21 protein-coding genes, 6 tRNA genes and 1 pseudogene are annotated in these 24,613 nt (G+C 43.3%); 19 read left to right on the plus strand and 9 right to left on the minus strand.

Features of this window, described 5'->3' with window-relative positions:
- Window position 1 precedes the first annotated feature (1 nt).
- Complete coding sequence (locus F955_RS04510) at window positions 2-463, plus strand: hypothetical protein (RefSeq protein WP_004891786.1); 462 nt, start codon at window positions 2-4, stop codon at window positions 461-463.
- Window positions 464-536: 73 nt separating this feature from the next.
- Here the strand turns inward: F955_RS04510 and dapE are convergent, their stop codons facing one another.
- The 3 genes from dapE to F955_RS04525 all read right to left on the minus strand — a co-directional run bounded on the left by dapE (window position 537) and on the right by F955_RS04525 (window position 2,933).
- A complete protein-coding gene (gene dapE, locus F955_RS04515; protein WP_008307515.1) occupies window positions 537-1,673 on the minus strand; it encodes a succinyl-diaminopimelate desuccinylase in 1,137 nt (378 codons plus the stop codon).
- Window positions 1,674-1,797: 124 nt separating this feature from the next.
- The gene (locus F955_RS04520) at window positions 1,798-1,947 is read right to left on the minus strand and encodes an entericidin A/B family lipoprotein (protein ID WP_004891790.1); all 150 of its coding nucleotides are present in this window, start codon (window positions 1,945-1,947) and stop codon (window positions 1,798-1,800) included.
- Between the two features lie 137 nt (window positions 1,948-2,084).
- Complete coding sequence (locus tag F955_RS04525; RefSeq protein WP_004891795.1) at window positions 2,085-2,933, minus strand: DUF1853 family protein; 849 nt, start codon at window positions 2,931-2,933, stop codon at window positions 2,085-2,087.
- Window positions 2,934-3,021: 88 nt separating this feature from the next.
- Between F955_RS04525 and F955_RS04530 the strand changes: the two genes are divergently transcribed.
- From F955_RS04530 to F955_RS04570, 9 genes are all read left to right on the plus strand, one after another.
- On the plus strand, window positions 3,022-3,417 hold the full coding sequence (locus F955_RS04530; RefSeq protein WP_004891798.1) for a YbaN family protein: 396 nt from the start codon (window positions 3,022-3,024) through the stop codon (window positions 3,415-3,417).
- A gap of 4 nt (window positions 3,418-3,421) precedes the next feature.
- Window positions 3,422-3,928 (plus strand): cell wall-recycling L,D-carboxypeptidase ElsL, encoded by a 507-nt coding sequence (gene elsL, locus F955_RS04535; protein ID WP_004814777.1) that lies wholly within the window; start codon window positions 3,422-3,424, stop codon window positions 3,926-3,928.
- A 543-nt stretch (window positions 3,929-4,471) separates the two neighbouring features.
- Window positions 4,472-4,547: transfer RNA gene (locus F955_RS04540), tRNA-Val, on the plus strand.
- 29 nt (window positions 4,548-4,576) lie between these two features.
- Window positions 4,577-4,653 (plus strand) — tRNA-Asp (locus tag F955_RS04545).
- Between the two features lie 49 nt (window positions 4,654-4,702).
- A tRNA-Asp gene (locus F955_RS04550) sits at window positions 4,703-4,779 on the plus strand.
- A 31-nt stretch (window positions 4,780-4,810) separates the two neighbouring features.
- Window positions 4,811-4,886, plus strand: a tRNA-Val gene (locus F955_RS04555).
- Window positions 4,887-4,909: 23 nt separating this feature from the next.
- Window positions 4,910-4,986: transfer RNA gene (locus F955_RS04560), tRNA-Asp, on the plus strand.
- A 102-nt stretch (window positions 4,987-5,088) separates the two neighbouring features.
- Window positions 5,089-5,164 (plus strand) — tRNA-Val (locus F955_RS04565).
- Between the two features lie 73 nt (window positions 5,165-5,237).
- Window positions 5,238-5,699 (plus strand): DUF2750 domain-containing protein, encoded by a 462-nt coding sequence (locus tag F955_RS04570; RefSeq protein WP_017401615.1) that lies wholly within the window; start codon window positions 5,238-5,240, stop codon window positions 5,697-5,699.
- A gap of 24 nt (window positions 5,700-5,723) precedes the next feature.
- Here the strand turns inward: F955_RS04570 and F955_RS04575 are convergent.
- The 4 genes and pseudogenes from F955_RS04575 to yccS form a co-directional block, all read right to left on the minus strand.
- A pseudogene (locus tag F955_RS04575) lies at window positions 5,724-6,506 on the minus strand (YdcF family protein).
- 101 nt (window positions 6,507-6,607) lie between these two features.
- The gene (locus tag F955_RS04585) at window positions 6,608-9,268 is read right to left on the minus strand and encodes a PepSY domain-containing protein (protein ID WP_004891811.1); all 2,661 of its coding nucleotides are present in this window, start codon (window positions 9,266-9,268) and stop codon (window positions 6,608-6,610) included.
- 166 nt (window positions 9,269-9,434) lie between these two features.
- The gene (locus F955_RS04590) at window positions 9,435-9,995 is read right to left on the minus strand and encodes a YcxB family protein (RefSeq protein WP_004814787.1); all 561 of its coding nucleotides are present in this window, start codon (window positions 9,993-9,995) and stop codon (window positions 9,435-9,437) included.
- An 85-nt stretch (window positions 9,996-10,080) separates the two neighbouring features.
- A complete protein-coding gene (gene yccS / locus F955_RS04595) occupies window positions 10,081-12,255 on the minus strand; it encodes a YccS family putative transporter (protein ID WP_004891814.1) in 2,175 nt (724 codons plus the stop codon).
- A 150-nt stretch (window positions 12,256-12,405) separates the two neighbouring features.
- Here yccS and F955_RS04600 point away from each other — a divergent pair, with 150 nt between their 5' ends.
- Window positions 12,406-13,614, plus strand: coding sequence for a multidrug effflux MFS transporter (locus F955_RS04600; RefSeq protein WP_004891818.1), 1,209 nt, complete (start codon window positions 12,406-12,408; stop codon window positions 13,612-13,614).
- A 48-nt stretch (window positions 13,615-13,662) separates the two neighbouring features.
- On the opposite strand, the gene F955_RS04605 is transcribed toward F955_RS04600, so the two are convergent.
- Window positions 13,663-14,370 carry a nitroreductase gene (locus tag F955_RS04605; RefSeq protein WP_004891821.1) on the minus strand — a complete coding sequence of 236 codons (708 nt, stop codon included), beginning with the start codon at window positions 14,368-14,370 and terminating at the stop codon, window positions 13,663-13,665.
- An 890-nt stretch (window positions 14,371-15,260) separates the two neighbouring features.
- Here F955_RS04605 and gltS point away from each other — a divergent pair.
- Both gltS and F955_RS04615 read left to right on the plus strand, forming a co-directional pair.
- Entirely contained in the window at window positions 15,261-16,499 is a 1,239-nt protein-coding gene (gene gltS, locus F955_RS04610) for a sodium/glutamate symporter (protein WP_004891824.1), read from the plus strand.
- Window positions 16,500-16,554: 55 nt separating this feature from the next.
- Window positions 16,555-18,030 (plus strand): alanine/glycine:cation symporter family protein, encoded by a 1,476-nt coding sequence (locus F955_RS04615; RefSeq protein WP_004891827.1) that lies wholly within the window; start codon window positions 16,555-16,557, stop codon window positions 18,028-18,030.
- A 51-nt stretch (window positions 18,031-18,081) separates the two neighbouring features.
- On the opposite strand, the gene chrA is transcribed toward F955_RS04615, so the two are convergent.
- Window positions 18,082-19,290 carry a chromate efflux transporter gene (gene chrA / locus F955_RS04620; protein WP_004891830.1) on the minus strand — a complete coding sequence of 403 codons (1,209 nt, stop codon included), beginning with the start codon at window positions 19,288-19,290 and terminating at the stop codon, window positions 18,082-18,084.
- Window positions 19,291-19,412: 122 nt separating this feature from the next.
- On the opposite strand from chrA, the gene F955_RS04625 reads away from it, so the two are divergent.
- The 6 genes from F955_RS04625 to F955_RS04645 all read left to right on the plus strand — a co-directional run bounded on the left by F955_RS04625 (window position 19,413) and on the right by F955_RS04645 (window position 24,572).
- Entirely contained in the window at window positions 19,413-20,411 is a 999-nt protein-coding gene (locus F955_RS04625; RefSeq protein ID WP_004891833.1) for a patatin-like phospholipase family protein, read from the plus strand.
- Window positions 20,412-20,755: 344 nt separating this feature from the next.
- Window positions 20,756-20,932, plus strand: coding sequence for a hypothetical protein (locus F955_RS16700; RefSeq protein ID WP_004814805.1), 177 nt, complete (start codon window positions 20,756-20,758; stop codon window positions 20,930-20,932).
- Window positions 20,933-21,228: 296 nt separating this feature from the next.
- Complete coding sequence (locus F955_RS04630; RefSeq protein ID WP_004814807.1) at window positions 21,229-21,750, plus strand: acyl-CoA thioesterase; 522 nt, start codon at window positions 21,229-21,231, stop codon at window positions 21,748-21,750.
- A gap of 132 nt (window positions 21,751-21,882) precedes the next feature.
- Window positions 21,883-22,446 (plus strand): TetR/AcrR family transcriptional regulator, encoded by a 564-nt coding sequence (locus F955_RS04635; RefSeq protein WP_026056782.1) that lies wholly within the window; start codon window positions 21,883-21,885, stop codon window positions 22,444-22,446.
- Between the two features lie 31 nt (window positions 22,447-22,477).
- A complete protein-coding gene (locus F955_RS04640) occupies window positions 22,478-23,665 on the plus strand; it encodes an MFS transporter (protein WP_004891838.1) in 1,188 nt (395 codons plus the stop codon).
- A gap of 13 nt (window positions 23,666-23,678) precedes the next feature.
- Window positions 23,679-24,572 (plus strand): LysR substrate-binding domain-containing protein, encoded by an 894-nt coding sequence (locus F955_RS04645; RefSeq protein ID WP_004891841.1) that lies wholly within the window; start codon window positions 23,679-23,681, stop codon window positions 24,570-24,572.
- Window positions 24,573-24,613: the final 41 nt, after the last annotated feature.

A 24,613-nucleotide genomic window follows, 5' to 3' on the forward strand; every position in this document is an offset into this window, starting at 1 on the left:
AATGAATAGTCAGACTAATGTGAACGCAGTGTCGGCCGATAAAATCAGCCAACAGGAGCTACAGCATCTCATTACCGTATCTACGGGATTTATTGATGCGTATATCATCGACTGTCATGGCAAGGATCCGATGTTGCTGCCGCAGAACATTGTTCTGTCAGCGCTGGATAGTGCTACACAGGTAAAAACTGTAGAGTGGCATGATGCACAACTTCCGGTTTATGCAGTGAATGATCCAGACCGTAAGAATGGTGTAGCATTAGTTATTGAAGGGGATGAAGCGAATCAGCGTTTTGCTCTGATGTGCAATGAAATGCCCAAGACCATCCGTTTACGTATTTCGGAAATTGTCGATGATGAACGCGAAGTGACAGATCCGACGATTTTCCAGTATGTACGTATGGGCGAGGAGATGTACCATATTCCGCAGATGGCACATATTCAGTCCCTAGTCGGCCATTAAGCTATATAGATCTAAGAATATAAAAAAGGAACTCAACGGAGTTCCTTTTTTATTTGGAGCTTTTCAATTTGGCTTAGTTTGCCAACAGATTGATCAGGATTTTTTCGTAAATTTCAGCCAGTGGTTCTAGATCTGCAATATCGACATGCTCATTGATCTGGTGGATGGTGGCATTTAATACGCCTAGCTCAAGGACTTGAGCACCGGTAGGGGCAATGAAACGGCCATCTGAAGTACCTCCAGAAGTTGACAGTTCGGTTTCAGTACCAGTGACATCACGAATCGCATCTTTTGCAGCATTCACCAGTTCACCGACTGGTGTCAGGAATGGCAGGCCAGATAAAGTCCACTGAATGTCATATTCCACACCATGACGATCCAGAACTTCTAAAGTGCGTGCTTTTAATTCGTCAGCAGTCACTTCAGTTGAATAACGCCAGTTGCACAGCAAATTCATTGTGCCTGGAACAACGTTGGTTGCACCTGTGCCAGCATTGATATTGGAAATCTGGAAAGAGGTTGCCGGGAAGTATTCATTGCCATTATCCCAAACAGTTTCACAGAGTTCAGCGATGGCTTTAGATGCAGTATGAATTGGATTCACAGCAAGATGCGGATAGGCCACATGACCTTGTTTACCTTTGACAGTCAGGTTGGCATTCAATGAGCCACGACGGCCGTTTTTAACAATATCACCAAGTTTATTGGTACTAGATGGTTCACCTACCAGACACCAGGTAATTTTCTCATTACGCGCTTCTAAGGCCTGAATGACTTTTACTGTACCATTGATTGATGGACCTTCTTCATCAGAAGTGATCAGGTAAGCAATTGAACCTTTATGATCTGGATATTTCTCTACAAAGCGCTCAGTAGCAACGACCATGGCTGCCAATGCAGTTTTCATATCTGCACTGCCGCGACCATAAAGTTTACCATCACGGATTTCTGGCAGGAACGGGTCAGAGTTCCAGGCATCCAGATTGCCGGTTGGCACTACATCTGTATGACCTGCAAAACAGAACACCGGGCCTTCCGTCCCTTTGCGCGCCCAAATATTATCGACATCTTCAAAACGCATGTTTTCGATGTTGAAGCCTACCTTTTTCAGGCGTTCTGCCATGATGTTCTGGCAATCATGATCGACTGGAGTAACGGAAGGCTGACGTAACAGTTGCAGGCTTAAATCGAGAGTTGCGGAAGATGTCATATGAGATTCATTCATAAATCAAGAATATTGTGTGCACTATGATAGGCGAAGAAATAGTAATTTGGGAATCTCAGGCATAAAAAAACCCTGGCAATGACAGGGTTTTTTTATTGGCGCAGTCGAATTAATTGCGACGGATTTCTTCAGAAGTTTTTTCTGCTGTACCTGTTACTGCATCACCAGCTTTAGATACATCTTTACCGAAACCCTTAAAGGTGTTACAGCCTGTTAATACAAATGCCATTACTAAAGTCGTAGCTAAAATTTTTTTCATCATCATCTCCGTATTATCAATAATAAAATTATTATGATGTGGAACTTAGATTAGAAAATATACGAAAGAAAAAATATATGGTTTTCATAGTGCTTGAGTAAATTAATGTAATATTTATCAAATTTTCCAGTAATCAGTTAGAGCAAGGTAGGAATCCGAAACATATAAAATTCTTCGCTCAGTGCCGATTTATATAAACCATTGGTCCACCACTGTGGATAGTCACTGCTCATATGCAGGTTCGGATAGATCCATTCATGCCGTTGCAGGCGATAAAAGTATTTCTCCTGGGTGGGAATCTGATAGCCCCAGCGACCCAAACGCCGTCCGGTATTGACCCAGTCTGGAATAGGCGCGATATGGTGAATCGGTAAATACAGTTGACCTTTCAATACACAGAAACGCTGATCAATTGGATAATCCAGCGCATCCTGAAACTGGAACTGCTTTTGGGTGAAATGCTTCAGCTTGCGATTCAATGTATCGCTTCGGTTTAATCCATACCAATGCGGCAAGCTAAAGTCTGCTTCAGCCAGATAATATTTTAAAGCAATTTCCCAGTGTTCGATTTTTCCGGTGAGTTTATTGAACAACAGAAAATCAAGTTCACCTAAGGTTTTGGGTCCATCAATCTTCTGAATACTATGTCCAAGCAGGGTATAGGGATGATAACCCTTATCCAGCAGCCAGAACCAAATCAGCATTTCAAAACGTAGCCCAAGACGAGTGCTTTTGAGTTGTGCAACAAAGTTTTCCAAAGCCTGTGGATTTTGATCCAGTTCTAAAAGTCGTGGATGATAATTTTCCAGATGCTGTTGCCACATCTGATCTGGATGCAAGTCAAAGGCATGCTCTAGTTCAAGTTCGTCAGGCACCTGAGAAAGGATATTTGGACTGCCAACAGCGAATGCCAGCTGACGTACCAGTGGATGCTGATACTGTTGCCACGGTGCAATAAAATCCTGAGTCAGGCAGGGTACAGGCATGAAGAGTCCTAGCTAAATATGCAGAAATACAACGGATAAGAATCAAAAACACCTTATACTACCCCAATTCCGTGGTTAGGGTTGCTGTATGAAAGTGTTGTTTTGGCGAAGTCTAGTGGTCATTTTTGTGACATTGGGCTTTATAGGTGCAATTTTGCCTGGCATGCCAACAACGGTTTTCTTGATTCTGGCCACATGGGCTGCCTCTAAAGGCTGGCCGCAGATGGATGAATGGCTGCTGAATCACCCTAAATATGGACAGACTTTACGCGACTGGCGTGCCAATCGGACCGTGCCGCGTAAAGCCAAATGGTTTGCTAGTATCATGATGCTGGTTAGCGGGATTATCATGTTATTTACCAATGCACCGCTGGCTGTCAAAATCTTTACTGATCTGACCATGTTGATCGTGGCAATCTGGTTATGGTGCCGCCCGGAACCCAAGCCAATCTCTGAAAAGCATATACCGTCTGAAAGGGAATAAATGTATGCAGCAATGGACTATAGAACAAGCCGATATTCAGATTAATCTGGCTGCACAAAAACTGTATCTGCCTCGTTTTGCCAAGAGTTATTCAATTTCAAGCGGTAAAAATGGTATCGGAGAAATAGAAAATAGTGGTAAAACGCCTCGAGGCTGGCATAAAGTTGCGCAAAAAATCGGGGCTGATACACCATTGAATAGTGTATTTATTGCCCGTCAGGCTACAGGAGAGATTTATTCTGAATCACTGGCAGCAGAATTTCCCAATCGGGATTGGATTCTGACCCGGATTTTATGGCTGAGTGGTTTGGAAGACGGTTTTAACTGTGGTGAAGGTTGTGATACTTACCGCCGTTATATCTACATTCATGGCACGCCAGACACAGAACCGATGGGGATACCAATGTCACATGGCTGTATCCGTATGCGTAATACCGACCTGATCGAGCTGTTTGATCTGGTTAATGAGCAGGCTCTGGTTTATATCTCAGAACATGCTTTAGAAAAATAGTCTCTTACCAATGTTTTCATGGCTCCTATTTTAAATCTCTACAGAGAGTGAGATAGGGTAGAGAGCGTAAAAGGATTTTATCTCACTATTCACATTTAAATATGAGTGACCAGGTAGCTGTAGAGCAAAATGAAAAACATCGTTTGCCTTTGAAATAAGCTGAATTTCCTCCTGAATCGAAAAATATGGCATAAATCCCGCCTTATTTCTGATTAAAAATAATTGCAGATACGTTTTTACATGATCACAACGTGTCCTTAGATAAAGCTTTGTATACTATTTCGGCTAAATAGCAGCTTTTGGACCGTATGGTGTATAAAAGGAACGATCCCGCAAGCAATGAATACCGCCTTTATCTGAGTTCGAGATTCAATAAATTTCGGTATGGACTTAAAAAATAAACAAAAAGTGTTGTTTTTTTTGGCGATCAACCTATTTTTTAATCACTCGAGCCTAAAAAGTGGAAAACATTCGGAAAAGCGTTTGACACGCTGTGAAGATTCTCTATAATGCACCTCATCAAGCGATGAAGTCGATTTGAAAGGGCGCTTAGCTCAGTTGGTAGAGCGTCTGCCTTACAAGCAGAATGTCGGCGGTTCGATCCCGTCAGCGCCCACCAAGTTTCTTTCAAAGTTAAGATCTTTTAGTGCAGCGGTAGTTCAGTTGGTTAGAATACCGGCCTGTCACGCCGGGGGTCGCGGGTTCGAGTCCCGTCCGCTGCGCCACTTTAAGTTCTTGATGAATCGTTTGCCACAATAGCGACATTGTGTAAGTGCAGCGGTAGTTCAGTTGGTTAGAATACCGGCCTGTCACGCCGGGGGTCGCGGGTTCGAGTCCCGTCCGCTGCGCCATCCTTAGAATCGAAACAGTTTGACCCTTTAAGGGCGCTTAGCTCAGTTGGTAGAGCGTCTGCCTTACAAGCAGAATGTCGGCGGTTCGATCCCGTCAGCGCCCACCATATCTTTTATAGATATACGACACGCAGCGGTAGTTCAGTTGGTTAGAATACCGGCCTGTCACGCCGGGGGTCGCGGGTTCGAGTCCCGTCCGCTGCGCCATTTTTCATTTCCTGATGTGAAAAATGTGTTATCAAAGTCCAAGACTACGCGCTTCGCTTGTCTTGCATCATAAAAAATAACGATGTTATTTTTTATTCTTCAGGGCGCTTAGCTCAGTTGGTAGAGCGTCTGCCTTACAAGCAGAATGTCGGCGGTTCGATCCCGTCAGCGCCCACCATATTCTCTCTTGCTTAAAATCTCAATTTTTCTTAGAATCCTAAGTCTATAATAATTTATAAGATTTCATGGCTATGAGAAATCCATATCAGCGCAAGGCCGCGGCTAAAGCTCAAAATACTCCTTACGATCCTCTACAAGTTTATAAACAGTTCATCGAAACAATTGTGGCACAAGGCTGCATTTACGCCTTATACCAAGATGGCTGGGCACTCTGTGCAACGCCAGCAGGGCAAAAGGCTTTTGCAACCTGGCAGAGTAAAGGCTTGGCAAAACTGCTCATCAAAGATAACTGGGAAAAATACGAAATTCAGGAAATCAGCTTTAAAGATTTTATTGAAAAAGTGATTCCTTTCCTGCGTGAAGAGCATACCGCTTTATCTCTAGATCTGACGCCTGAAGGGCAAAATATTCTGGTTGCACCAGAAAAAATGCTGCTGGATATCAAGAATTATCTGTATCAGATTTATGTGCAGAAGCCAGAAATATTTAAAAGTGGTCATATTCCATTGCCACGCCAGATCCGATTGCATTGATTTTCGTCTTTTAAATCACTCTTTTTAATATTCATTCAGCAACCAGCCGCTAAGAAAAGCAAAATACTCGCGTAGCCACGAGTTATAGCGAATATATAGTGGTGTTTCTGCGCTAATACTGATGACCTGTGTATAGCCCTGATGTCTGGCTATGGCACGAGTACGAATGCTATGAAAGTCACTGGTGATAATGGTAATTGGATCATTCAAAGTAATCTGATGACTTTTTAAAATCTTTTTGGAGTTAATCAGATTGAGTTCGGTGCTGGTACTTTGATCTTCCATTGCAACTGGATTACGAACAGCAGGATATGACTGTTTAAGGTAAGCCTGCATCACTTCGGCTTCAGTATATTTCTCCTGAAAACTCAAGCCGCCCGTCATAATGATCAATGCTTCTGGATGCAATTGTGCATATTTAGCTGCAGTGTCGAGACGTTTTTGCAAGGTTGGCGAGGGTCGGTTGTTTTCTATACCACTACCTAAAACCAGGATTGCCTTGGTTGGCAATTGGGTATTATCACTATTGATATTGCTTTGAATATAACCAAAGAAGATCAGAACACTGGCGACCAAGGTAAAAAGTCCAATCCACATCCATTTTCATACACTGGAACGAAACCTGGAATGCTGGTGCCATTGCTGGAAATAGGAAAAGAACAGGGCGTAAATAATCAGTAAGACGCCAATCAATAGTGGTAGCAAGATTCCCAGATGAATCTTGTCCTGTAAGAGTAACCAGAGACTGTCTGCACTCAGTAAAATCCCTGCAATACTACTGATCAGGCGTTTATAAAAATCTGACATGAATGATCCTGTAATTTTCATATTTTATTGTAAGCATTTCAGTCTTATAGGCAATTAAAAAAACCGGGCAACATGGCCCGGTTTTTTTCATCACTTACTGATTAATACACATCACGGCGATAACGACCGTCCTGACGTAACTGATCAACAGTTGATTCACCTAGAATATCAATCAGTGCCTGATCGACATCACTGGCCATGCCATCAATGCTACCGCAGACATAAATCACAGCACCATTGTTCACCCAGGTTTTCAGCTCATCCGCCTGTTCACGGAGCTTGTGATGTACATAAACTTTTTCAGCCTGATCACGTGAGAATGCCAGATCCAGACGTTTTAGTGTACCTACAGTCAACCAGGCTTCCAGGGTTTCCTGATAGAAGAAATCGTGTGCACGCTGACGTTCACCGAAGATCAGCCAGTTTTCATTATAGTCCTGACGGTTACGAGTATGCAGTAAACTCATCAGGCCAGCGATCCCGGTACCATTACCAATACAGATAATTGGGCGGTTATCATCCACCAGATGAAAGGAATCATTGCTGCGAATACGCAAGGCAATAGGTGCATTGAGTGCGGCATATTGTGTTAACCAGCCTGAACCTAGACCAAGTTCACCAGAGGCATCCTGTTGCTGACGAACCACCAGACGCAAGATCTGTTGGCTTGGAATACTGGCAATAGAATATTCACGTGTTGGTAACACGGGTAACTGATTCAGTAATTCTTCTGAAGAAATAAATGGAAAAATTGGCTGAGTCAGATCACGATTCCAAAGGATGTCTTCTATACGTTGCTGCATAGAGGCAACTACAGTACCTGCGGGAATTTGGTGTGCTGCCAGGAATTGTGCAATGCGTTCAGCACTGTTCCCTGGCTGGATTTCTGCAATATCACCCGCTTGCCATTGTGCTTCATGTTCAGGTTTAAATTCCAGGTTAAAGGCTGGAGCTCCCAGACTGCCTGGATTCAACACCTCACGTTTTACAAGGGTCCAATGGTCAAAGGTTTTATCAATATCCATGGCCTGAAGTTCTAGCTGAGTTGACTGAGCGAGTGCGGCATTCCATTGCTGGATATGCTCGTTACTGGCATTGTCGACTTCAATAGTGACAAATAATTGCTGAGCACCATTATTTTTCAGCCATTGATCAATACGGTGACCAAAACTACAGAAAGTATCCGGATATTCTTTAGAACCCAGCGCCAGTACAGCATAATGAAGATGACTCAGGTCAGCCTGACCGGACATAATTTTCTTCTCAAATGACGAAGCCAGGTCTGGTGCTTCACCGGTACCATAAGTACTTGCAATAAAGAGCACCTGTTCAGCCTGTTGCAGATCAGCCAGCGTCAGCTGTTGTACGGCTTTTACTGTTGCTGGTTGATGTGCTTGTTGCAAGGCAGTTGCGGTACGCCATGCCAGCTGTTCAGAAACACCGGTTTGTGTGGCATAAGTAATCAGCCAAGACTTGGCATTTGGATCAATATCGATGGCTGTAGCGCCTTGACGTGCGGCAAGGGTTAATTTCTTCTGTTTACGACGCTTCAGATACAGCATCCAGCCAGTCACAAAGAAAAGTGGCATGAGCAGTGACGTGACCATGGCAAAGAACTGATAAATCGGACCAAAGAAGCTGCCACGGTGCACCGGTAGCATACTGCTCATGATCTTTTCATTCAGCTTTTTGTCTTCATACATTTCTACCGATGTAAAAGCTGCATCCTGATAGTTATAAGTAGCATTATTACGGGCACGCTCATGCTGAACTTCAACATCGGTAAAGCTGAGTTTTAATTCACCATCGGCTTTTTTAGGAATATTAAAAGTAACTGTTGAATATTTGTCATTAAATTCATTCTGGAAACCTGCCCAGCTCTTGTTCAATGCAGTAAGTAGAAGGGTATCGTCAACACCTTTCTCGCGACCTTCACCGCGATTTTCGCGCTGACCTTCGCTTCGTGGACCACTTTCGCCTGCACCTTCACCACGAGAACCACGTTGACCTTCACCACGTGATTCGCCAGCACTACGACCTTGTTCTGCACCACCACGGCCGCCTTGACCTTGCTGCATTTCAGGTTGTGGACGTTCTACACCCAGTACCTTGAACATACCGTTGCGCCACCAGTCATAAGACCAGTACAGTCCGGTACACGCCAGGATCAGGTAAAAAATCACGACCCAGGTTCCAACAACCGCGTGCAGATCCCAGATAAAGTTACGACCTTTCAGTTGCGGCTTCACAGCTAGCCACTGCTTCATTGAATGGCGTTTTGGCCAGCGTAGGTAAAGACCCGACAAGACAAAGAAAATCAGCATCAGGGCACACGCACCTGTGATCTGCTTGCCGACAGGACCCATGGTTAAATAACGGTGTAACTGCTGTATGAACTGGAAGAACTCGCGGCCTTTGATTTCAGGCAGTACTTCAGCCGTATATGGGTTGACCATCATGTTGTAGCCACGACGAGCACCTTCTTTGGCAATATTAACCGTACTGGATCCTGTTGGACTGGCATCCAGGCTCACGCTGTTGATCTGCATTTCAGGATTTTGCTGCTTAAAATGCTGATACAGCTCAGCCGGGCTGAGTTTCGGCCCTGATTGTGCCTGTACGGTATAACTGTCCGTATTGATCCATTTCAGGATCTGTTGTTCATAGGAATATATCGCCCCGGTAACGCCCATAATTGACAGGACCAGACCGGCAGTAATTCCAAGAAACCAGTGGATCTGGAAAAAGGTTTTTTTAAACATGGTCGTTGGATGAAAATACGAATATTAGAAAATGGTCTGATTATAAAGGAATATCGCAATAGAATGATGGATTTTGCGGATAATATTTATTCTCATTATCGTTTACAGTTATGAATACAAAAAAACCTCCGTACCTAGGTAGGAGGTTTTTTAATGAAAATTCGTATCAGATTTCTTTCGGTTCGCCTACTTCTTCACGTAAATGCTTGCGAATGGTTTCGAACGAGAAATTTTTGCTATCCAGGCGTTTTGGCAGGATATAAGCACCTTGCTGACCTTTAACTTTGAAATTAACCAGCATGAATTCAGGTGTATTGTACCATTCATAGATGTCTTTCCAGCCAATCGCACCTACACCTTCTTGTAGACCCATTTTCTGACGCATCACGATCCCGTGAGGTTGTACACCCAGACGAATACCTTTAATTTCCTGAACTGGAAATTCGTTCATCTTGCGCTTTACATACCATTCCAGACCAAAAGTACGGATCAGGTAGTACAGCACGACACACACCAGTGCCACCCAGCAAAAAATCGTAGAATAGTTCTTGAGCATGATAATGCCCAGAATAGAAAGTGCCACAACTGCACCCATGATCAGCCAGGCTTTCATGCCAATTTTATTGGTACTGCGCCAGATCATTAGCTGAGCATGACGTTGTTCCTGTTCTGTCACTTCATAGTTCACAGGCTGTAGGGTATAGGCGTATAAATTTTTCGCGGTCATAGTGAAATTTACAAATTTAAAACTGCAAAAAGTTTAGCATTATTTGTACCAATTCAGTGAGTATATTGTTCCAAAATCAGTCAAATTATAATGAGGCTAATTCGGTTGCCTGTTCATCACGTTCATGGCTTAAACCTTGCTTTAACTGACTGAGTTGATTCAAGATACTGAACATTAAGGACAGTTGCTGCAAAATGATCAGGGATTTCTGGTCTTCATCCTGCTGGTGTGACAGGCGTTGACGAATATTGTGGATCATATTCTGTGCACTAAGATCGGGCACTTCATCGGCCAGTAATGCTCCACGAATGTCTTCAAGCGCTTGATCTAGCAGGCTTAAAATTTCCTGATCTTCGATTTTCTCACGATGTGCACCTAGCGCAGCAATATAGCTGATCAGGGTATGATTCAGACAAAGAAATTCGAAAGCCTGGCTCTTTTGCAAAGGATCAAAATCGGGCTCAGTCGCCAAGGTCGAAATCAGGGAGGCAACTTCAGCATCGGTATTATGTGCAGCGCGACGCACGATCCGGTAACGCAGACCATTGTTACGCCCAGTTTTATACTGTTCAATCACTTCGCTAAGATAATCGACCTCAGCATTTAAAGAACGTTTGATTGAACGCGGCAGACGGCGGAATTTCCAGTCAGGGAAGATAAAGCTCACCCCGAACCAGGCAATCGCACAGCCAATGAGGGTATCAATCATCCGTGGCAATGCTGCGGAAAAGCCCACGCCATCCAGGTTAAAGTTAATCAAAGCCAGAATGGTGATGAAGGCTGTAGCTTGCGCATACTGCTTGCTGCGTAATTCAAAGAACAGCACGCCACTCAGGATCAGAAGCAATAATTGACCTTCGATTGAAGGGACAAAATACAGAACGGCAAAGCCCAGGCTAATCCCAATCAATGTGCCGACTATCCGCAGGCGTAAACGGCGCTTGGTGGCATTAAAGTTGGGCTGACTCACGAACAGGGCAGTCAGCAGAATCCAGTATCCATATTCGATATTGGTCAGCTGTACAAAGATATAAGAAATCAGCAGTACAATTGACAAACGCACCGCATGACGGAACAGCACGGATTCCGGGGTCAGATGCTGTTTGATCCTGATCCGGATATCTTCCCAGCCTTTTAAGTCGTCATCTTTGAGCTGGTTTTCAATATGTTTGGCACGCTCGAACTTAATATTGCGTTCGGTTTCCAGGTTACGTAACTGGGCATCAATCGATTTTAAGTTCTGATACAGAGAAAATAGTGCATTGATCCAGACTTCATCATACTGCTGTTCCTGACGTAACTTATCCAGCGAATAGCGCAGGTTCTTAAAGGCATGTTTAAAACGCGAATTATGCTGGTATGTTTTGCGCTGAAGGATACTTTCGCTCAGGTCCTTACAGGCTTTGCCCTGAATCGACAAAATGCGCTGAAAGCGGAACAGAATATCGCTATGCTCAAAAATCTTTGCCAGTTTCTGATAATCAATATGCGCTGAGTCCGCCCGCTCATGAATGTCTTGGGCAATAAAATAATATTGCAGGCTGCGACGGGTGTCTTTCTGTCCTCGATCTCCCTTGAGTCGGGTCAGTAAAGCAGCTTTCATATCATTAAAAATCGCAATTAATTTGCCATTTTCAAGTGAAAGTTCAATCATGCTTTGCTGATAACTACTCGATGTCATATCAACATCAAATAGATTCGATTTAGCATAAAGAAAGTTACCGAGCGACGAATAGCATTTGGCCAGATTATCTTGTGCCAGACGCGCAGGGAACAGCAGGAAACTGATTGTAGATAACAGGCCATACCACATGGCTCCAATAACCAGCAGGCCTGCCTGGGTGTACCAGTTATCAAATAATTCTACCCCGAGCATGGAGTAGACCGAGATCACCAGACAGCCATATGAAATCGTAGCATAACGCCGTCCCAGTGAGCCGAGCAGAATTAAGCCAATACAGGACACGATGAGTGCCAAGGCGAACAGGATCGGATAAGGAAATAATAGATAAACGGCAGAGGCTGTAATAAAGAAGCCAATATAGGTATAGAGGAGATTCAGAATCCGGACCGAGAAGCGGTCGTCAATATCGCTTAAACCTGCTGCCACCACGCCCAAGGTCAGTGGAATGGTCATTAACTGCTGACCCATCAGATAAGGCACAAAGGCAGTTCCTGCAAAGGCAATGATCATCCGCAGATTATACATAAAGGTCGTATTGCCGGTGGTTTGCTTGAAACGAGTGAGCCAGGATTTCAAGATTCGTCCTTCTATACCACTGTCTTTAGATAAAGACTTAATAAGTGTGTGAAAATTTAGCAATAAAAATAAGTAAATTTGCTTCACAAATCATACTATGCCCTGTGTAAACTTGTCTGCACAGCGCTCATTTAAATTCTAAATATCATTATGTCGACAACAACGACCAATAAAAACTATGCCATGTCCTGGATCATATTACTGGCATCCCTCACGGCACTTGGCCCGCTTTCTATTGATATGTATCTGTCGGCATTGCCACAAATGGCTGATGATTTTGGTGTCACTACCCAGCAGGTGGCAAACAGTTTGCCTGCCTATTTTCTGGGGCTGGCGATCGGGCAGCTGGTCTATGGTCCGGTTAGTGACCGTATCGGACGTAAACCGCCATTGTACTTTGGTTTAGCCTTATATGTAGTGGCAAGTCTGCTCTGTGTATTTGCCCAAAATGAATGGAGTCTAATTGCCGCACGGGTGCTGCAAGCCTTAGGCGGATGTGTCGGTGTGGTAATTGCCCGTGCTGCGATCCGTGATCGCCTGGATATGCATTCAGCAGCTCAGGCTTTCGCCAGCATGATGATTGTCAGTACGATTGCTCCAATTCTAGCGCCGAGTATGGGTGCCTGGGTATTACTGGTATTTGAATGGAATATGATTTTTGTATTGCTGATGCTGTTTGGTCTGGTGATTCTGGCATGCGTACATTTTTTCTTTAAAGAAACCCTGGAGCCAGAACGCCGTTTACAACTAAATTTTACCCAGGTCATGAGCCTGTATCAGGCAATTTTTCAGGATGAAAGTTTCAGAAAGCCGATGTTTGCTGGTTGTTTTTCCAGTGCAGTCCTGTTCTGTTATATCACCTCATCTTCAGCGATTCTGATGGATCATTTTCATTTAAACGAGCAGCAGTTTGCCTATGTCTTTGGTGGCAATGCAGTCGGGATTATGCTGTTTTCTACCTTGAATAAAAAGCTGGCACATCGGTTTGGGATTTTAAGTCGTTTAAGAATTGGAACGACCTTACAACTTGGTGGCGTAATTGCTTTGTTGGTGTTGGGGATAATTGAGACTGAATCTCTAATTCTGGTCATTATGGCCATGTTTATGGTCGTGGCATCCATTGGTTTTACCGGACCAAATGCCATGGCAATTGCGATGTCTGAGCAAGGTACACGTGCCGGAACTGCCAGTGCCATTATGGGCAGCATGCAGTTTGCCTGTGGTCTGCTTGGCGGGATTCTACTGAACTTTATGTGGTGGAATCCTTTATTTAATATGGCGCTGGTAATGGCGATCTTTGTTGGGATTGCGGCAGCGACCATTTATCGTCTGCAGCTGCCGTCACCTAAAGGGGATTAAACGCAGGGACGGCATAACTGCCCGGGATAAGCTTACAAGTTCAGGCGATTAGTCATTTAAAAAGACAGCAAAGTCCTCAACCGGCACACGTGGTGTAATGAAAGTATTTACAATATCCTCCGGATCTGCATAGCCGAGTGCTATGCCGCAGACCAGTTCTTCATCTTCGGGGGCGCCCACCACGTCTAGCACAATAGGATGAAAATGGTTCCAGGCTGCCTGCGGGCAAGTATCTAATCCACGTGCTTTAGCTGCCAGCATCACGTTCTGGATCATCATGGAAATATCCATTTTCGAGCCAATGCCTAATGATTTGTGTACAGTAAAAAATAAACCTACTGGGGCATCAAACAGCTGGAAATTACGCAACTGCTGGCGTGCCATTTTCTCTTTTTCGCCTTTCTGAATATTCAGCAAGCCATACAGTCCCCAGCCATTTTCACGGCGACGGTCAATAAAAGGTGAAAGCCATTGTTCCGGATAATAAGAGAAAGTTTCTTTATATTGCTCAGCCAGTTTTGGATTCTGATAAATTTCCATTTGTGCCTGACATACTTTCTCGACCAGTTCATCGCGTTTTTTACCTGTAAGTACATAGACTTTCCAGGGCTGGGTATTGGTACCGGAAGGTGCGCGACTGGCAACCGTTAAAATATCTTTCAAGGTATTTTGATCTACAGGCGTATTCAGAAAAGCACGAACTGAATGACGGGAAGTGATGGTTTGATCCACAGCATTGACGATTGTTTGATCCATATGAATTGTTATTTCCTTGATGATAAGTTCTGACTATAAACTAAACAAATGATAGTAGCTGATGCGATGAAGTAAGTTCATCCATAAGCAAAGGTTAAACTAAAAATATTGGTTTTTAGGAATTAATCAATACTTCATATCTCTAAAACATGCAGCTGCACCTCTTATTCTTGGCTAAATCCAATATTAGCTATCTATAAATTAATTTTTTCTTAAATATCTTGTGATTAAGATAAATAAAACTTTCATAAAAATGTTGTATAAGCAATATAGACTACAATAATCCTAATAAAATAGATCGAAGCTTCAATGAATCTCCATTAAATATGCGGTATTTATAATGAATTGTTAAAACTTTAAAATAAGGAAAGATAGATCAAAAAAATATCTATTTATGAATTATTTTTATGAAAAGTCGAGCTATTGTTAATAAAAAACAATAATACAGTGCATTAAGACACCGCATAATGTCCGACTTTTCATCTGAAGGTTCATTCTAAACATTCTGAACGGATCGTAAATATAAAAAACTGTGGTTATCGCGGTATTTCTGTAGCGTATCTGTGGGTTTGGAATGAATTTAAAAATATTGTGCTTCGAGATCCTGCAGGATGATGAAGCTTTTATCTCATCTTTCGATGCAGAACCGACTGTTTAACAGCCTCAAGATTTCGCACATTGTATTTTTAAGATGGTCTTAGGGTTATATGCAATCTGCCAGATTGCATTAACGAATTTGAATCAGGTGCTGAATTGTTTTGTTTTTCTAAAAGAGATTACTGTCCGTGTTGACTGATATAGGGTAGGGAGGTGGACATCATCCACTAAACTTAAGTCAAAAGATTACTTTTAGAACAACAAAAATTCAGAATCATCTTGGGCAAATAATTATGGATTTTACTTTTAACGCATTTTATACCTTGATTGCTGCAGTGATTGTCTTATTGCTCGGTCGTTTCCTGGTCAATAAAATCGATTTTCTAAAGCGCTATAACATTCCAGAGCCTGTTGCAGGCGGTCTGGTTGCAGCGATTATCTCCCTGATCATCCACAGCTTGTGGGGTTACAGTATTACCACAAGCGCAGAATTGCAGACCAGTTTTATGCTGATCTTCTTCGCATCGATTGGTTTGAGTGCAAACTTTGCCAAGCTGCGTGAAGGTGGTATTGGTCTGGTGATCTTCCTGATCGCAGTTTCAGTGTTCATCATAGTACAGAACACTGTCGGTATGACGTTGGCTAGCCTGTTGGGTATTGATCCACTGATTGGTCTGATTGCAGGTTCAATTACACTCACTGGCGGTCACGGTACGGCAGGTGCATGGGGCGAGATTATGGAAACGCAACATGGTATCCAGGGTGCCCTGGTGATTGGTATGGCCAGTGCGACTTTCGGTCTGATCATTGGCGGTATCATCGGTGGTCCTTTGGCGAAAATGCTGATTAACCGCTATGAATTAGCCACTCCACGTACTGCGGCTCAGGTTGAAAAACGTGATAATACTCCGCTAGATGTGAATTCAACTGAATACATTCCATTTGAATATCCACACCGCGTACGCCTGATTACCGCAGATAATGCGATTACTACACTAGGTCTGTTTGCAGGCTGTCTGGCATTTGCAGAATTTATGACCGGTTTCAGTAAAGGTACTGCATTTGAACTGCCAACCTTCGTTTGGGCGCTGGCAGGTGGTGTAATCCTGCGTAACGTACTTGAAGGTGTGTTTAAGGTTAAGGTCTTTGACCGCGCGATTGATGTATTTGGTAATGCTTCATTGTCACTTTATCTGGCAATGGCATTGTTATCTCTGAAATTATGGCAATTAGCCGACCTTGCGGGCCCACTGATGGTGATCCTCGGTGCACAGACTATTACCATGGCACTGTACGCAGCATTTATAACCTTCCGTGTCATGGGCAAAAACTATGATGCGGCTGTCCTGGCAGCAGGTCACTGTGGTTTCGGTATGGGGGCAACACCGACGGCAGTTGCAAACATGCAGGCCATTACCAATATGTACGGTGCATCACATAAAGCCTTCCTGATTGTACCGCTCTGTGGTGCATTCTTCGTAGACTTGATCAATGCCACTGTGATTCAGGTAATTCTGAAATTCTTTGTGTAAGGATACATATGCAGAGTCATAACAATAAATCTAAGACGGATAGAAAGGATTGAATATGAATGAACAGCTCAATGAAACCCTGCTGGGTTGGGTCAATGCCCTAAATGGTCCACTTTGGGATTTTCTGGTCGTCTTCCTGGTGGCAGTGGGTATTCTGTATACCATCATGACTGGGGCCGTACAGATTCGTCTGTTCTGGCACAGTATGAAAGTCATGAAACGCAGCCGGAATGAAACCAAGGATGAGCATGGGATTACGCCATTCCAGGCCTTTGTAACGGGTTTGGCTAGCCGTGTAGGTGTGGGTAATGTTGCTGGTGTTGCGATTGCCATTGCCATTGGTGGCCCAGGTGCCGTGTTCTGGATGTGGTTTACCGCTTTTCTGGGGATGAGTTCGGCATTTGTTGAATCTTCATTGGCACAGCTGTTCAAGATTCGTGATACCCAGAACAAGCAGTTCCGTGGTGGACCAGCGTATTACATTACGCAAGGTCTGAAACAGAAATGGTTGGGTATCCTCTTTGCTATCGCACTGATTTTGACGTACGGCTTTGTCTTTAATGCGGTGCAGGCCAATGCGATTATTGGTGCAACTTCACATGCTTGGGGCTGGGATCAAGCGAATCTGAACTTGCCATTGGGTGGTTTTGACCTTGAAGTTTCATGGTTAGGTCTATTTCTGGTCTTGATCACTGCGGTGATCATTTTCGGTGGCATCAAGCGGATTGCAAAAGTTGCTGAAAGCTTTGTGCCATTTATGGCCCTTCTCTATCTGATTGTGGCGCTTTATATTGCTGTGATCAATTACGATATACTGCCATCTATCTTCCAGCTGATCTTCACTAAAGCGTTTGAGTTTGAAGCTGCTGCAGGTGGTTTCTTCGGTGCCATGGTTTCTATGGCGATGATGATGGGTATCAAGCGTGGCCTGTTTTCCAATGAAGCAGGGATGGGTTCTGCACCGAATGCTGCTGCTGCGTCGGATGTAAAACATCCGGTGAATCAGGGCCTGGTACAGATGCTCGGTGTATTTGTAGATACCTTTGTGGTGTGTTCATGTACCGCGATCATTATTCTGGTGTCTGGACTGTATGAAAATGCCGGATTTGAAGGCGTAACCCTGACCCAGATGGCACTAGAAAGCCAGATCGGTGCCTGGGGGGATGACTTCCTGGCATTGATTCTATTCCTGTTTGCATACTCTTCCATTATCGGGAACTATGCCTATGCAGAAGGGAATGTGCAGTTCATCAATAACAATCCAGGTGTGATGATGATCTTCCGTATTCTGGTGCTGTTCATGGTGTATTTCGGTTCGATTGCCAGCGTACCACTGATCTGGAACATGGCAGATCTGTTCATGGGCGTGATGGCAAGTATTAACCTGATTGCGATTCTGTTATTGATGCCATTTATCCTGATGCTTTTGAAAGATTATACCGGTCAGTTAAAGCGTGGGGTGAAAGAGCCAGTGTTTAAACTGGATCAACATCCTAAGTTTAAAGACAAAGTCAAATCCGATATCTGGTAAAACCCTATTGAAAAAGCCCCGAATCATTCGGGGCTTTTTTATTAATCCAGTTTATAAAAAACTGAGATAGCTATAATAGACTGCGAAGCCTGCAATCAGGCTGAACCAGAGTGGAAGTTTTGACCGCAGCAGGTAAATCATCACGATTACAAATACCACATCTTCCCAGTCTTTCAGATAACTTTGTCCAAGTTGCAGGACCAGATAAAGTAACAGTCCGACCACTGCTGCATTAATCCCTGCCACTGCATGACGGATCACAGCTTGCTGCATCAGCCAGGACCAGTAAGGTAAGCTTGCAAAAATCAGCAAGAATGAGGGCAGGAAGATAGCAATAGTCGCCAGTAGTGCATTAAGCCAGAGCTGATCCGTCCAGTCCAATAAAGCACCAAGATAAGTAGCAAAACTGAACAGCGGACCAGGCATCAACTGGGCAAAAGCATAGCCTAGGTCAAAAGCCTGTGCACTGACCAGCTGGGTGCTGACAAAGTCCTGATGAAGCAGGGGTAAAATGACATGTCCACCACCAAAGACCAGAGAACCTGTTCGATAGAAATCGGCAAAGAAACCGAGTTCAGACCAGTGCAGGTACTGAACCAGAAGGGGGATACTTATGAAGGGTAGCAAAAAGGCGATAAACCAGTAAACTGCATGATTTTTCTGAATATAGGGGGTGTCTAGAGTGGCATTTTTCACTGGTGTCGATTGTAACAGTGCTTGACTTTGAAACTTGCTCATCGCAATACTGATCAAGCCAGCCAGTAGAATCACCAGGATCTGGTTAAAGCTGAGTGGGACGACAGCCAGAAAGATTGTGGCAGCGATCATTAGACTATATTGCCACCAGGATTTACAGAAGCTACGCAACATTTGCCAGAATGCCCAGCTGACCACTGCAAACACAATAAGCTGGATCACATGAAAGCTATGTGAGTTTAAAATATGAAAGTAGCGCTGTCCGAGCACGGCAACCAAAGTCATTAACAGTGCAGATGGCAAAGTAAAACCTAGCCAGGCCATTAAGGCACCGCTATAACCTCGTTGCATATAGCCGATGCCGATGCCGACCTGACTGCTACTGGGTCCTGGCAGTAATTGGGCCAATGCCACCAGTTGTTGATATTGGGCATCATTCAACCAGTTCAATTGACCGACCATCTTATGGTGGAAAAATACCAGATGTGCAGCAGGTCCGCCAAATGCGGTACATCCAAGCTTGAAGAAAGTCAGAAAAATCTGATAAAGGGTAGGTGACTGCATGGTAATACAGGTTTAAATAGCTATAAGTTATTCAAACTGTATGACAAATTTACGAAATTCAACAGTTAATTTAACATGGTGTTTATACACTATGCAGCTATTAAAATGAGGATAAGTGCTGTATGCGGAACTATGGGTTGAGCTTCATCATGCTGGGACTGTTTTTGAACGGCTGTCAGAGCATGCCTGATCAGCGAATGGTGGCAATGAAGGCAGGTATTCAATCCAAGCAAATGCAGTACAGCACAGCACAAGCACGTCCGAATCAAATCGATTTTCTGAAGATTAAAATGACCGAGCAGCGTCCTGTGGTTGCGCTGGTTTTAGGCAGTGGTGGTGCTCGTGGTTATGCGCATATTGGCGCGATTGAGGTACTGGAGCAGGCAGGCATTCAGCCGGACATGATTGTGGGAACCAGTGCTGGCAGTATTGTTGGTTCTATTTATGCCAGTGGCAAACCTGCGATTGAGCTGCGCAATATTGCGCTGAGCATGAAAGCCAATGATGTTCGTGATTTCAGAATCGATCTAAAAGGCTTCTTTGATGGCAAAAAAGTCGAAGACTATGTCAATTTGCAGGTAGACAATGTTCCTTTACAGGACCTGAAGATTCCCATGTTTGTGGTGGCGACAGACCTGAAAGAAGGCAAAAAAGTCGTATTTAATTATGGCAATACCGGTCAGGCGGTACGTGCATCGGTCGCGATTCCAAGTATGTTCATTCCCACCATGATTGAAGAAAAGGAATATGTGGATGGCGGTCTGGTTAGTCCGGTACCCGTAGATGTTGCTCGTGAACTGGGTGCAGATATTGTCATCGCCATCGATATTCTGGCGCAGCCAATTCATACCGAAACGACCAATGTCTGGGGCTTGTTCAATCAGAATATCAACATTATGCAGAAGCGGCTTGCCTTTGAAGAATTAAAACATGCGGATGTAGTGATCCAGCCAGACTTGCGTGAGAAAGGACATATTTTTGATGTGCGTGGCAGAACTATGACTATGGAAGCGGGTATTGAAGCGGCACGGGGGAAATTGCTTGAAATTGAACAGGTATATCAGAAACATGATTATGCAAAAGGACATCAGATTCCACAATTACTGGCCCGTGAAAAATAATCTCTAAAGCAGCTATTCAATTAAAACCCTTATTTGTAATAAATGAGGGTTTTTTAATTCGTATATTCAAAAAAATAATAAGAATTACTTATAAGAAAATATCAATCTATAGAAAATATGAGCTAAGTGTTATTAAGTATATATTAATAAAAAATAATCAGCTTTAAAAATATAAGCCACTGAAATTTAAATAAATTACTAGTATTAATATATTATTAAAGTATATATTTTTAGAATCTTATATGGTTATTTATATACTTAAGTTTATCAATTGTTTGAAAATTCAATCAGTCATGTCAGAATGCAATTAATGAAAACAGATAAGATCAAATCTAGGATGACATATGAATAATCTTGAAGTCGGGCAGCAGGTCAAACTGGCTCAGTTCGAGCAATACATCTTTAAAGTGACTGCTACACATCAGGATGGCACTTATACCGTAGAAACACAGCTCGACGGTCAGCAAGTATTGAGTTATCAAAATGTCGCTCAGGAAATGTTAAGACTCAGTGCTGACTAAAGGATGAGTAGAAGAATTTATCTATGAGAAGTTATGAAAACAGTCTGGATAAATTCTTAATTCCATCTATATACAGATTATTCATCATGAAAATAATAAAGAAATAATGATTTTCTGAAATACAGGTTCGATGGAATATCATTCAAGCGGCTTCTATTATATTTATTTCTGTATGAAATCATTTTTCATATAAATAATAATGATGGATTTTTTGCCGAATAGAACATTTAATTAGTAGTAAAAACGATATAATAATGTGCTTATATCATTGTCATTCAAAGAGTTCAAAGAAAGCGATGGCCCCATTAGATCAAATTGCACCAGCTTCAGACGATCAGTCAGAATTAACAATGACTGTTCTTATGACGCCAGACATGGCGAATTTTTCAGGAAATGTCCACGGTGGTACCATTCTGAAATTGCTGGATCAGGTTGCTTATGCCTGTGCGAGCCGCTATTCAGGCAGTTATGTGGTTACGCTGTCCGTGGATAAAGTGAATTTTAAAGAACCTATTCACGTGGGTGAACTGGTGACTTTCCTGGCGAGTGTGAACCATGTGGGCCGTACTTCGATGGAAATCGGGATCCGTGTAGAGGCGCAGAATATCCAGAAACGTACTGTGCGTCATACCAACAGCTGCTACTTTACTATGGTGGCAGTCGATGAAAATGGTAAACCGCAACATATTCCGCCACTGAATCTTGATAATGACTGGAAACGTTGCCGTTTTGAAGCAGCTGAACAGCGTAAGATTGCTAGACTGCAAGAAAATCATCATCCTTCTTGCAGTATTTATAAGAAAACAGCCCACAGCTAATTTCTATAAAGTGAAAAAAGACCTCAAATTAGAGGTCTTTTTTTGGCCTGTGCTTTTCATACGGACTGGTCATAACCCTATAAATCATCTATTATGAAACGATACGTATCGTTTCGTTTTTTAATGGATTATATGATACTAGAAGAAAAAGGCTCACGTCGTCAGAAATGTATTTTGCAGGCGGTGGCGGAAGCATTGACTGAATATGAATATCATCAGCTCACCATTGAAGATGTCGCTGCACGGGCGGGGGTGGGTAAGTCCACCATTTACCGCTGGTGGAAACATAAGTCTGAACTGGTTCTGGATACCTTCAGAGCACATACCGCGTCTATTTTTGATCTGGATTTTTCCAGGTCTTTGGAAGATAACCTGGTACAGCAATTAATACGGTTATCTCAGGCACTAGATCATCCGGTAGGACGGGCATTACTGGTGGTGATGGCTAATCATCGTGAACTTGCAGGGGAATTTTTTACCCAGTATCTGCTACCGCGTCGAGAACAAATGCGCGGCTTGATCCAGCAAGCGATTGAGCGTGGAGAAATCCGTGCGGACTATAATTTTGAATTGATGCTGGACTGTTTGTACGGTCCGATTCACTACCAGATTATCTTTTTTAACAAAATGCCGGATGAGAATTATATTCGCGCGCTGGTTGCACTGAACCTACAGCCTGCAAGACCTCAGGCCTGATTTTAGAATTTTCTGTATATAGTTGGTTTTTATGTTTAGCACGACAGCTCCCTTATGGAATCGCTCATTTATTTTGTGCGTACTGAATAATTTATTTCTATTTACCTATTATTTTGCCCTGATCGCGATTTTGCCAATCTACATCACCACGGATCTGGGTGGAACGGTGAAAGAAGCGGGCTTGGCGCTGACCTTATTTTTGGTGTCTTCTATTGCCATTCGTCCTTTTTCAGGTTTGATTATTGAGAAATTGGGTAAGAAACTGGCGATGCGTGGGGCAGGACTCCTATTTGCGCTGTTTGCCTTTAGTTATCTGCTGATTGATAGCATGAGTTCATTACTGATCGTGCGTTTTCTGCATGGTATCTGGTTCAGTATTTTGACTACGGTGACCGTACCGGTAGCCAATGACTTTATTCCGGATCAGCGTAAAGGGGAAGGTATGGGCTATTTCGTCATGTCGACCAATCTGGGCGTAGTATTTGGTCCGCTGATTGCCTTGACTACGATTCAGTTCACCAGCTTTCAGATGCTGTTTGGCATTCTCGCCGTCCTGATCAGTTTGGGATTGATCTTCAGTTTAATCTTGAATATTCGAGAGCTGCCTCAAGCGAAAGTAAAAACTGCAGAAAAATCGCGATTAAGCTTGCAGGATATTATCGAAACGAAAGTCCTGGCTGTGAGCTTTGTAGCACTACTTACTGCATTTGCTTATTCCAGTATTACCAGCTTTATTACGGTCTTTGCAGAAACCAAGCAGCTGTTGGCCTATGTCAGCCTGTTCTTTATTGTCTTCGCGTTGTCCATGTTGCTCGTGCGTCCTTGGGTCGGTAAGTTCTATGACAGTAAAGGTCCAGATGCCGTGATCTATCCATCATTGATCTTTTTTGCCTTAGGTCTGGTGCTGGTCACTTTAGTCAATAATCAATGGATGTTGTGGCTCTCTGCTGTTTTTATTGGGATTGGCTATGGTTCACTTTTCCCATGCCTGCAAACTCTGGCGATTCAGGCGGTGGAGAAACAGCGTATGGGACATGCCATCTCAACCTTCTTTACCTTGTTTGATCTTGGTTTAGCAGTCGGGTCTGTAATGATGGGTATTTTTATAGCGCATTGGGGGTATGAAACCACATATATGTTATGTGCGATGATCGTGATATTGACTCTGCTGGTCTATCGATACACCATATCCAAAAAACGAACAAAAATAGCGATATAACAGGAATAAGAACATGGAACTTAGACATTTACGTTATTTTTGTATGGTTGCACGCGAACTCAACTTTACTCGTGCTGCGGAAAAGCTAAATACAGTGCAGCCTTCTCTTAGCCAGCAGATCAAAGATCTGGAACAGGAAGTTGGGGTCAAGCTATTAGAACGTTCTAACCGTAAAGTTGAGCTGACCGAAGCAGGAGAGGTATTTCTCAAAGAAGCTTTGCAGAGTCTGGAACATGCTGAACGGGCGATCCAATTGGCTCGCCAAGTCGCAGAAGTGGAAAAAGAGCATTTGGATATTGGCTTTGTACCTGTGGCAGAAATGAAAATTTTCCCTTACATCATGCCGAATATCCGTGCGCATTTTCCGGATTTAAAAGCCCAGTTCCATAGCCTGACCGATGCTGAACAGTTTTCATGGCTTCGTCAGGGGACAATTGATATCGCTTTTACCCGCTATCCAGATCCTTCAGCAGAATTTGAATCGATCAAGATTTTTGATGAGCCATTAACCTTGATCGTACCGCGCGACTCCGATGTAAGAGATATACCTGCCTTAAGTATCAAGAATTTTGCAGGACGTAACTTCGTGATCAGTGATGAACAGGCTTCACCTCAGCTGTTTAATATCATCCATGAATTTCTGAAGAAGTCCGGTATTAAGGTCAATGTGGTACAGCATTCCACCAATATTTTGCTGAATGTGAATCTGGTCGGTATGGGAGTAGGCTGGAGTTTAGTACCGGCTTATGTCATTCCGTTATTAGGTGAAAATATTATGGTGAAAAAGACCATCGAGCCGCTCCCGATGATTGGTTTGTATGCGACTTATCGCAAGGATCAGAAACATGAAGTGATTAACCTGATCCTGAAAGTGTTAAAAGAAAAATTCTGCCTGGATTTATTTTAATTTAGGGAGAGGGATCGGCTAGGGAAACCGACACAGATGAG

The organism is Acinetobacter schindleri CIP 107287 (assembly GCF_000368625.1).
GTDB classification, from domain to species: domain Bacteria; phylum Pseudomonadota; class Gammaproteobacteria; order Pseudomonadales; family Moraxellaceae; genus Acinetobacter; species Acinetobacter schindleri.